This window comes from Rhodothermales bacterium (assembly GCA_013002345.1).
In the GTDB taxonomy this organism is placed as follows: domain Bacteria; phylum Bacteroidota; class Rhodothermia; order Rhodothermales; family JABDKH01; genus JABDKH01.
Map to the genome: position 1 here is coordinate 1 of JABDKH010000309.1, position 10,322 is coordinate 10,322.

At 58.1% G+C, this 10,322-nt stretch carries 9 protein-coding genes; all 9 read left to right on the forward strand.

The annotated features are described in order from the left end of the window. The coding region (locus HKN37_14805) for a hypothetical protein (GenBank protein NNE47918.1) at positions 1-1,711 on the forward strand (1,711 nt) is incomplete at its 5' end. Positions 1,712-1,758: 47 nt separating this feature from the next. Next, positions 1,759-2,808 carry a PorV/PorQ family protein gene (locus HKN37_14810; protein ID NNE47919.1) on the forward strand — a complete coding sequence of 350 codons (1,050 nt, stop codon included), beginning with the start codon at positions 1,759-1,761 and terminating at the stop codon, positions 2,806-2,808. 45 nt (positions 2,809-2,853) lie between these two features. Further along, a complete protein-coding gene (locus tag HKN37_14815) occupies positions 2,854-4,572 on the forward strand; it encodes a hypothetical protein (protein NNE47920.1) in 1,719 nt (572 codons plus the stop codon). 316 nt (positions 4,573-4,888) lie between these two features. Continuing rightward, a complete protein-coding gene (locus tag HKN37_14820) occupies positions 4,889-6,721 on the forward strand; it encodes a tetratricopeptide repeat protein (GenBank protein NNE47921.1) in 1,833 nt (610 codons plus the stop codon). Positions 6,722-6,933: 212 nt separating this feature from the next. Continuing rightward, positions 6,934-7,632: a dethiobiotin synthase gene (gene bioD / locus HKN37_14825; GenBank protein ID NNE47922.1), complete on the forward strand. Its 699-nt coding sequence runs from the start codon at positions 6,934-6,936 to the stop codon at positions 7,630-7,632. A 31-nt stretch (positions 7,633-7,663) separates the two neighbouring features. Next, positions 7,664-8,578 carry a DUF2520 domain-containing protein gene (locus HKN37_14830; GenBank protein ID NNE47923.1) on the forward strand — a complete coding sequence of 305 codons (915 nt, stop codon included), beginning with the start codon at positions 7,664-7,666 and terminating at the stop codon, positions 8,576-8,578. A gap of 291 nt (positions 8,579-8,869) precedes the next feature. Next, positions 8,870-9,364 (forward strand): hypothetical protein, encoded by a 495-nt coding sequence (locus HKN37_14835; GenBank protein NNE47924.1) that lies wholly within the window; start codon positions 8,870-8,872, stop codon positions 9,362-9,364. Next, the gene (locus HKN37_14840; GenBank protein NNE47925.1) at positions 9,357-9,734 is read left to right on the forward strand and encodes a hypothetical protein; all 378 of its coding nucleotides are present in this window, start codon (positions 9,357-9,359) and stop codon (positions 9,732-9,734) included. The genes HKN37_14835 and HKN37_14840 overlap by 8 nt, the downstream gene beginning before the upstream one ends. A gap of 283 nt (positions 9,735-10,017) precedes the next feature. Further along, positions 10,018-10,322: peptidylprolyl isomerase (locus tag HKN37_14845; protein ID NNE47926.1), on the forward strand; the 305-nt coding region annotated here is incomplete at its 3' end.

Sequence of the window (10,322 nt, forward strand, 5' to 3'; positions counted from 1 at the left end):
CTTCAACGCCGACTACACGTTCGCGCAGCCGCCCTTCACGCCCACGCTGACGGCCATCCCGGGCGATGGGCGCGTCGTGCTCAGCTGGGACACCCTCGCGCTGGCCAGCTTCGACCGCTTCTCGCAGGAATTCGACTTCGAGGGCTTCCGCCTCTACAAAGGCACGGATCCTCTGCTATCCGACAGCCGCACGATCACCAACGTTGACGGCACACCCACGTTCTTCAAGCCGATCGGCCAGTGGGATCTTGCAAACGGGATCAGCGGTCCCCGGACGGTTCTCGGTGGCGAAGGCGTCTACAACATGGGTAACGATACGGGCCTCTCGTTTTACTTTGTTGATGAGGACGTCAGAAACGGCGTACCGGTCTATTATGCGCTCGTGGCCTACGACCGCGGAATCATCAACGAGCAGACCGGCAAGGTCGAGATCGATCCGCAGGAGAATGTCTTCAACGTAAGCGTCGACCAGCTGGGCAAGGTGGTTGGCCTGTCGCAGAACGCGGCTGTTGTTATCCCGAGATCCAGGTCGGCAGGCCTCGTGGACGGTGGCTCCAACGAAGACCTGAGCACGGTCACTCAGGGCATAGGCTCCGGCTCTATCGACGTCCAGATAATCGGGGACGACCTCCTCGATCCGGACGGGGTCTATCAAATGCGCTTCTTCAGCGAACCTGTGGTTCCGACCGACCTCTATAACACGACCGACTACGAGATCTTCAAAGTCTCGGAGAACCGCATGGTCGTCGGACGGTCTCCGCTCGTCGACGTGTCTCCCCTGATCGACGGTTTTGTGGTAGAGATCAACAACGTCGATTTTGAAAGTCGGCAGATCGTATACAACCCGGACAACTTCGGTTACGTAGACAACGCGGGAACGGCGAACGAAACCCTCAATCTCGATCCTACGCAGCTTGACGGCGTCCAGACAAACTGGGTAGCCTCCGTCGAGCTCGACAGGTCCCCGTCCTTTGCAGTCTCACCGGACGACTACGAACTTCGGTGGGTGGATCCTGCGGACTCAACCTACACACCACCAAGGACCCCTAGTCCGCTGTTCGTAAGAGAGCCGATTCCCATCTTCGGGGTGAACGTCCAGAAGAACGCGGTGACCGAACTGTGGGTAGAGGATGGGAATGCAGACCGGCAATTTGGCCCCGAGGATGTCCTGATCTTCAGTGAGCGTGGTGTCACAGGGCGCAAGTTCAGGCATCGCGTGTCGTTCACCATCCCAGACGGCCAGCAGTCGATTCCTCCGTCACCGGGCGACGTACTACGAGTCTCAGTCCTGCGGGAATTCGCGACGGGCGACATGTTCCAGTTCACAACTAAGTCGTCATCCGTCGATGCCGACTCCGCAAGGAACGTGCTCGACGACGTTGCTGTTGTGCCGAATCCCTACGTCGGTGCCTCGGAGATGGAGACCCGCACACAGGTCGACGGCCGCGGTGAGCGTCGCATCCAGTTTATCAATCTGCCTACACCGTCCACGATCCGCATCTTCAATCTACGTGGCGAACTGGTGAATACGCTGCGCCACGAGGGAGGGACAAACAACACTTGCACGCAGGATGCGGGTGGTTGTGGTGGCTCCATCTACTGGAACCTGCAAACAGTGGACAAGCAGGACGTGGCGTTCGGCGTGTATGTGTACCACGTTGAGGCGCCCGGCGTCGGCGAACACGTGGGCAAGTTCGCACTGGTCAAGTAGGCTCAAATGCATCATCAATTCAGTACTCTAGCCGGGAGGATTTGAACATGATCACAGGGCGAAGATCGAATCTTCTGATTGTGATTCTAGCACTACTGGTCCCGGCGACCAGTTTCGGACAGAGTCGCGTCGGCACAACATCGGCAACTTTCCTGACCATTGGCACGGGTGCTCGCGGTAGCGCGCTCGGTCATGCCTATACGGCGGTCGTCAGCGGGCCCGATGCCCTTTTCTGGAACCCCGGCGCGGCAGCTATTCCGCACATGGGGGATTATCGGGGCGGTGCATTCTTCACGCACCATAACTGGTTTGCAGACATCTCCTACAACGCAGCCGGCGTGACGATTCCAATATCGCTGGCGGGCGTGGTCGGCATCAGCCTTGCCTCTGTCGACTATGGACGGATGGATGTCCGTACGGTCTCGCAACCGGACGGCACAGGGGAGACCTTCACGGCCTCGGACATGACGTTTGGATTGAGCTATGCTCAGGCACTGACGAACTCGTTCTACTTCGGCGGAACGTTCCGCTATATACGCCAGGGAATCCGGGATATGTCGGCGTCAACGGGTGCGGTCGATTTCGGATTCGTGCTGGTTACGCGCTACCTCAACGGAGCACGTCTTGCCGCGTCCATAATGAACTTCGGCGGCAAGATGAAGATGGATGGCATCAACGGCGAACAGCCCATCGACATAGACCCGGCCAACGAGGGAAGCAACGAGAGCATACCCGCGCGTATCCGCATGGACACATGGGACCTTCCGCTGCAGTTCAAGTTTGGCATCGCTGTGCCGGTCATAAAGATGAGCAATGTTGAGTTTCAGCTGCTTGCCGACGCAAATCAGACGAACGACAACAATCTCAACGGCGATCTGGGCGCTCAGCTGCGCTATTCAACGAACTCCGTGACATTCGAAGGACGCGTTGGATACAAGGACGCGTTCCTTCAGCAGGATCTGGTCGATAGCCACTGGTCGTTCGGCACCGGTATCGAAGTCCGGGTGGCGCAGGTACGGTTCGGGTTTGACTACGCATACGTGCCGTTCGACTTCCTGAGTGACACGCAAATGGTCGACTTCCGGGTTTATTTCTAGGCTGCGCCTGTCTCAATCCCACTCGTCTTTGCAACCGTTCGCGCGATGACCATACTGCGAACGATCTCGAAGCGGCTGGCCATGGTACGACTCGTCCACTGCCTTGTACCGATCCTGTTCCTGCTGGCCGCGTGTGGCCCGTCAGAGCCGCCGCCGGATGACGAGATTCCCGTAGCGTGGGTAGCCGGAGAGGAAATCACTCCCCGATGGTACCGTCAGACGTACTTCGACTTCCTCGTGCGCTCGGGTGCGAACGACTCCCAGGCCAACAGGTATCGCCATCTCGACAATCTCGTCAACGCCCTGTTGCTTGCCGGAGAGGCCAGAGAACGGGGTCTCGCGGACGATAGCGTAGCGGAAGCAGCCGTCGCGCGCGAGCGCAAGAAGGCTCTTGGTGGCCTGTTCTACGATGAGGAACTCGTCAGCAAGCTTCCACCCCTGTCCGAACAGGAGTTGCGCCAGGCCTTTGCTCGATGGAAGACATCGGTTTCAGTTCGGCACCTGTTCTACCAGGACCCGGACTCGGCGCAGGCTGCGTATGCTCGACTTCAGGCAGGCCGCGACTTTCTTGACGAAGCACAGGATTGCTACGGACTGACCGAGTATGACTCGCTCGCCGGCTTCCTCGGCCCCATTCGTTACTTCATGATGGACGACGCGTTCGCGGAGGCAGCCTTCTCTCTCAACGCAGGAGAGTTTTCCGAACCCGTTCAGAGCCGTTTTGGATACCACATCATCCGTGCGGAGGATATCGTCCGCAGCGGTCTCCTTACGGAGTCCGAGTTTCAGACGCGCAGTGGCGGCATTGGCAAGCGAGCCCGTATCCGGAAAACCCGTCTGGCAGGTGACCGCTTCGTCCGGGAGTTTATGGGTGATGTGAATGTCGTCGTGAACCCTGTCGCGGTACGCGCGCTGAATGCATTCCTTCTCGAAGCCGAAGGAAGTGTCGAGCCCCGCCCCGTCAGTGTGCTGGGAGAAGAGCCGGGTGAGATCGACCCAGCCGAGTTGCTATCATCCTTGGACCCCGACGTGATCCTCGCAACGTACCAGTGGTCCGGCCAGGAGAGGTCCTTTACTGTCGGCGACTACATCAACTGGCTCCCATCGCTCCCTTATGCAGAGCGGCGTTCGCGGACCGGAGCGTCAGTGGGACGGGCCATTCGCAACGAAGTGTTTGCGCTGGAAGGCGAACGTCTGGGACTGGACGGTCCACAGGTCGATCGCACGGTCCGTCGCGAAGAGTCGTTATTCATTGCGGGACGATTGCTGGATCAACTCCGCGCGGACACAACCGTTCGGCCGACAGATGAACAGCTTCGAACGGCGTTTGCGAGATTCGGAATGGACAAGCGTCAGCTCATCACGGCCGACCTCTGGATGATTCCTTTTGTCTCGTCAGCAGATGCCCGCGCAGCGAAAGATCGCATTTCGTCCGGGCGACCAGCCCAACGGTTCGAGGGATTTACCTCTATGACTAACGCGGACATGGAGTTGCAACCGACCGAGCTGCGCTATTTCGTGCGGCAGGCACCACTGAACGAGCCCGTCGTCGTGGGCCTCGCCAACAATCAGTGGATCGTCCTCAGGGTGGCGCGGCGAGAACAGAGGCAGCCGTCCTTTGAAGACAGCCGCTCAGCACTGCAAGCCAGGTTGCAACCCTATATCGGTGAGTTTAACCTCCTCCGCGAGCTTCGCGCAAACGCTTCCGTCCGTGTCGACACGACGGCTTTCGAACAGGTGATGGCGTTCGCGGATGACGAGTAGTTGCGAGGCGCACTCGCGGAACCACGGCCTGGTCATCATCGGCCTGCGGACGCGCCCAACGTTCGTCGCGAGACGATACACTGTAGACTCGCGACGGCGGTCCGGAGGTTGTGAACCGGTGACTGGTCGTGCGTAACAGTTCCGTTTTGGTTTCTGATTGAGCCGATCACACGGGAGCGGTTCGAAGTTCACGACAGGTGCCGAAGGGCGCAGCGCGTGGTACCGATCGTGAAACCTGAGGTGCTTCAACCTGTTCGTGACATCCGGGATGGCCGAGATCAGTTGAATCAACGACTGCGAAGAGGACGACGAAAGCGTGCCTGAAGGCAAGAAAGCAAGAGCAACGTCGCGCGATAGAGAAGCCGAGAGGTCGCCGCAGAAACGACTCGGATTTGGATTGGCGGCGGCTGCATTACCCGTGCTCTTCATTCTGGCGCTCGAACTGGTTCTTCGTCTCTCTGGTGTGGGTGCAGAAAGCAGAACGCCGTTCGTCCCCGTGGAGGGCCGAGGTGAGTATGTCGTTCTGAGCCCGGACTTCGTCAAACGTTACTTCACCGGGTTTACGCCGCAGGTCGCATTCAACCCGTTTACCCCCAAAAAGCCGGACAACACGTTTCGAGTCTTTGTTCTGGGAGGATCGAGCGCCGCCGGATTTCCTTACTCATTCTACTACGGTTTCCCAGGACGGCTTCAGGACAGGCTTGAGTCCTATATACCGGACCTGCGCGTCGAGGTCATCAATCTCGGGATGACCGCAGTCAACAGCTATACCCTCTGGCACCTCAAAGATTACCTGCTGCAATATGCGCCTGACGCCATCGCGATTTATGCCGGTCACAACGAGTACTACGGTGCGTTCGGTGCGGGCAGCACGATGTATTCGCTGGGAAACAGGATATGGCTCAAGCGACTCACACTCCGGCTGAAAGGCAGCGCCGTGTATTCTCTACTCGAACGTCTGATCGTGCGGCCTCCGACGGGTGCAGACGCGGTAGCAGCAGAGGGACGGACGATGATGGCACAGGTGGTCGGCGATCGATCAATTGTACTGGGAGATGATGTCTACAAGGCAGGTGTGAAACAGTTCGAGGCGAACCTGTCGGATGTCGTGGCGAAATTTGTAGATGCCGATGTTCCGGTGTATCTGGCGACGGTGACATCCAATCTGCGCGGCCAGCCTCCTCTTGGTGAGAATCAGGAAGCCCGCGCTGAGTTTGCGCGGGCCGAATCTTTGCTCACTTCGGATGTTGGCGCGGCCACCAAGGGCTACGTTCGTGCGAAGGATCTGGATGACATCCGATTCCGTGCTCCGGAAGAAATCAACGAAGTGATTCGGGTTGCGGCCCAGGCCGAAGGCGTTACGCTTGTGGACGTACAGTCAGGCTTCCGAGAATCTGCGGAGGAGGGCGTAGAAGGCGGTGATCAGTTTGTTGATCACCTTCATCCGACATTCGAAGGCTACGATCGCATAGCCGAGCATTTCTATGCGACGATGACGTCCCACCCGCTGCTCCAGAACGCTCGTAGTCAGATTCAGCATCCGCATCGCGTCGATATCGACCCGATCGACCGGACGACTGCAGCCATCCAGTTGATCAGATTGAAGTCCGGGTTTCCGTTCAGAAAAGACGTCAAGCCGGAGCAGGAACTGCGACTTCACAACAGGGTGATGGAAAGATATCTTCGGAGCGGATCGTACACTGACTCCCTTGCTGTCCTGGCCTTGAATCGCGTCAGGCCGATCTACGACGTGCTGTACGAAGGTATTCGGATGGCAAAGGCCCGAACCGATACGCTCAACGTGATGTTGATGTATCGGGCGCTGCTTGAATGGCAGCCATTCAACAGTGACATCAACCGGGAAGCCGCGAGCTATGCGTTGATGAGCCCACGATGGGATGATCTCTCGGCATCGGTGGCCTCGGCTGTTTACAATCGCAACGGCGAGCCGGACTACCTCGACGCGCTGGCAGCAATCCGGCTACGGCAGGGCGAACTGGATGACGCCCACCGTCTGCTGACCGAGGTCGAAGAGCTGAATCCGGGATCACGAACGATGCTGTACAACATGGCCCGGCTTTATGCGCAGCGTGGTGACACCACATCTGCTCGAGCGTACTACTCCCGGCTTCAGCAGGCCACGCAGTAGGCTGGCTGTCGTCGCCAGTGAGAACCTCTCAGGATGTGGCGATGGCATTTGTCTCTCACGTAGGCGTCTCTTCGATCGCGACCACCTCATGTCATAAAGCGTGCTGTTCCCGGCACACGCCAGTCCTCTCGTGCCGATATCCGATTTCTTGATGCCTCTCACGCGGCACACTACTTTGTTTGGTCTTTGCGCCCATCTATCGACAGAACTCCATGGCGGACGGCATCTTTCTCGTAGGTACGGACCGCGGTGTCGGAAAGACCATCGTGGGGGTCGCCCTTGTGGCGATTCTGCGCGAGATGGGAGTGGATGTGACGATGATGACGCCGATCGCAACAGGCGGATCGGTCGAGAGCGCCGTTGAACTTCTTCGCGAAATCGGGATCGAAGAGGATCGGCGATTGATATCACCTCTGGCATTCGAGACAGCCGCGGCACCATACGTTGCAAGCCAGATCGAGAAAAAGGAAGTCGATCTTGATCGCGTTATGTCAGCCTACGAGGAGTTGCGCGGAGCGGGCCGATTCGTCGTCGTAGAGGGGATGGGCGCCATGGTTCCGATCACGCGGCGCCTCACGACGATCGATTTGCTCAAGGATTTTGAACTCCCGTCCATGATCGTTGCACGCACCGGCCGTGGAACGCTGAATCACTGTCTGTTGACGCTTCGCGTGATGCAGGCGATGGGCGAAACTCCCCTCGGATTCATATTGAATGGTTTCGGTCAGTATGGAGATGGATTCGCAGAGTCGCTGAACCCGGATGCGCTCGTAGAACTTGCCGAACCGGTCCCGCTTCTGGCGACGCTCGAATGGAGGCCTCATTTTCACAGCAATCTCGGCAAGTTCATCAAGTCGGTCCGTGAGCAGGACGCGCTTGTCGAGGTTTTGAACCGGCTGACTCGCAAGTGAGATCGGGGCATCATGAACGGCAGCGTTTCCCATGACTGAATCGAAGCACGACTTGTCTCCCGTGGTCGTCGTCGGTGCCGGGGCGGCTGGAAGCGTTCTGGCTCGTGCGCTTCATGATATCGGCATTCGCGTCAGTCACGTCATTAGCCGGACGCCAGAGTCGGCACGTCGACTCGCAGATGCTGTAGGCGCCGACACGGCCTCGGATCGTCTTGTCGATGTAGGCGAAATGCCGAAGCTGCTGGTTCTCTCGGTTCCGGATGATCAGATCCCGGTGATGGCTCGGAGACTGGCGAACATCGATCTGGAGTGGGAGGGATGCACGGCGATGCACATGGCGGGCGCGCTATCGTCGGCGGTGCTCAAGCCGCTGCAGGATCGAGGAGCAGAGACGATGAGCTTCCATCCGATGATCTCGCTTCATGTGGACTCGCCAGCGGATGTTCTGAAGGGCGCGTGGATCAACATTGAGGGCGCACGGAATGCGACGGTCGTCGGGCAGTCGATGGCAGATCAAGTTGGCGCCGGCGGGCACATCGTAAGCGCCCGAGACAAAGCAGTGATTCATGTGGTCGCATCACTCGCATCGAATTACGTTGTCACTCTGTTGTCTCTCGCGGTCGACCTGCTCGGATCAACGGGCGTTGACCCGTCCGAGTACGACGTGCTGCTCAGGCCGCTTCTGTCTGGAACGATCTCGAACGTTGACTTTCAAGATCCGGGAGAAGCATTGACGGGTCCGATATCACGTGGCGATCAACAGACAGTAAGGGCACATCTGGACATCCTTCTTCATCTCCAGCCGGAGTTGATTCCTGTCGTCTCGAGTCTTGCTGCGGAAACGGTGCGTCTGGCTCTTCAGCACGGCAGAATCACAGATATTGTCGCGTCTGAACTCCTGAATCTCGTTGAAGAAGCGGTTGATTCGACGCTTTCCAGGGACTGATTTTTCGAAGGGGCTATTTCTCACAAAAGTGCCCATTTTACCGCTGAAATACAGTATTCTGGAGATCAGATTCGTGCTAACTTCTCCGCTCATGCGTGGTGAGAAGGAACCTTGGTAGTACGTTGCGGTTGTGTGCGGCCGTTCACAAGTGTGCCACAGCGCGGTAGTCGTTATATGAGTGGGATTCGAAGCAGTGTTGATGTTCTTCGGTCCAGAAAATCTTCCTCTGGACGAGCGCGGAAGACGAGATTGGAAATTCAAGCACGTCGCCCGGTTCAGGAGGCAAATCTTTTGAAGAAGTCAGAATCTTCGTACGCCGACGACATCAGGGTTCTGTGCTCTGATGGCTTCACCGGAACAGCCGACCGGATGACCGCGACTGCCGCTCTTGGGAGTGTCGAAAAGGTCATAAGCGCTGAGGTCTATCTGAAAGATGCGGCCATATCTCTTGCGCAAGAGGAGAAGCTGTCGTCATTGCTCGACGAAATGCACGACGTTGCCGATGCACTCGGGCTCTGCCAGGATCCGGGCGCGTCCGGATCGAGTCGCCCTTCGAGCGCAGGCCTCGACGAGATGAGGCCGGCACTACCGAACTGGTGGTTTGCACTGTCCGAGATGTTGCAGGTGTGCGAGCGCGAAATCGAGTTCGTCGCATCTATCGGTCGTGGTCAGCGCCGCGACGAGCCGGTGCGTCAATTGTGCAACACCGTTGTGCGCGTTCTGCGCAAGCACTACCAGGAGATGCTGGGTGAAGCCGAGGACTGGATGGACATGACCGATGCCTGACGTCGAGGACCTTCTTGCGGAGGCCGGTCCAGAAATGCAGTCTTGCTGGTCCGATCTGGAAGTCTGGCTCGGCAGTCGATTCGGTCGCGAAGTAGGCCTCGAAACTGCTCTGTTTCTCATCGGCATCCAGTCGCGCGGCAGCGGCTACGAGCCACAGTTGGAGAAGGAGGCGAAGCAGGACCTCATCATGGAGGGATCGTGCGTCGTTCTCGAGATGCTCGGCTACTATGAACGAACTGGAGATAGCTCCAGCGGGCCGGTGAACTGGTCCTGGCGGAGCGGACTCCCCCCGATGGACGTGGCGCAGCAGGAGTCGCTGCTGAAGCTGGGGGTTCTGAGATACTTTGAACAGTTCATGGATACTCCGTAGGCGCCCCAGGCCGACGGGTCGCGAAGTTATCTTGCACAAGATGAGCTGGTGTGAAGTCCGGCTGCTACCACCCCGTTCACGATCCCGACCTCATTACATGAACCGAGTCAAAATAACTCTCGCTGCCGCGTTCGCGGCCGTACTGCTGGTTGCGTGCGGAAAGCCGTCCGATCAGACCTCCGTTTCACCCGCGGCGAGTGATTCAACCGAAGTGGTTCCGGTGGACACAACCGGTTCCTTGCTAGCGGACAGTCTGGCAACAGCTGCAGACACCACGACCGCTATGGTTGCCGCAACAAGCACCGCAACTAAAGACCAGCAGGACGACATAATGCCGGAGACTTCGTACTACGAGATAAAGACGCCGCAGGGCCGAATGGTCATCCGACTGTATGACGAAACGCCGATTCACAGGGATAATTTCAGAAAGCTCGTGTCCGAAGGTTACTACGACGGGACGACGTTTCACCGCGTGATCGAAGGGTTCATGATTCAGGGTGGAGACGGACTGTCGAAAGACGATAATCCGCTCAACGATGGAGCCGGGGAAATAGGCTATACGCTGGAGGCGGAATTTCAGCCGGGTCT

Excerpts from the sequence above, each read along its gene's own strand:
- HKN37_14810 (NNE47919.1), top strand. The coding sequence starts at position 1,759 with ATGATCACAGGGCGAAGATCGAATCTTCTGATTGTGATTCTAGCACTA.
- HKN37_14815 (NNE47920.1), top strand. The coding sequence starts at position 2,854 with ATGACCATACTGCGAACGATCTCGAAGCGGCTGGCCATGGTACGACTC.
- bioD (NNE47922.1), top strand. The coding sequence starts at position 6,934 with ATGGCGGACGGCATCTTTCTCGTAGGTACGGACCGCGGTGTCGGAAAG.
- HKN37_14830 (NNE47923.1), top strand. The coding sequence starts at position 7,664 with ATGACTGAATCGAAGCACGACTTGTCTCCCGTGGTCGTCGTCGGTGCC.
- HKN37_14840 (NNE47925.1), top strand. The coding sequence starts at position 9,357 with ATGCCTGACGTCGAGGACCTTCTTGCGGAGGCCGGTCCAGAAATGCAG.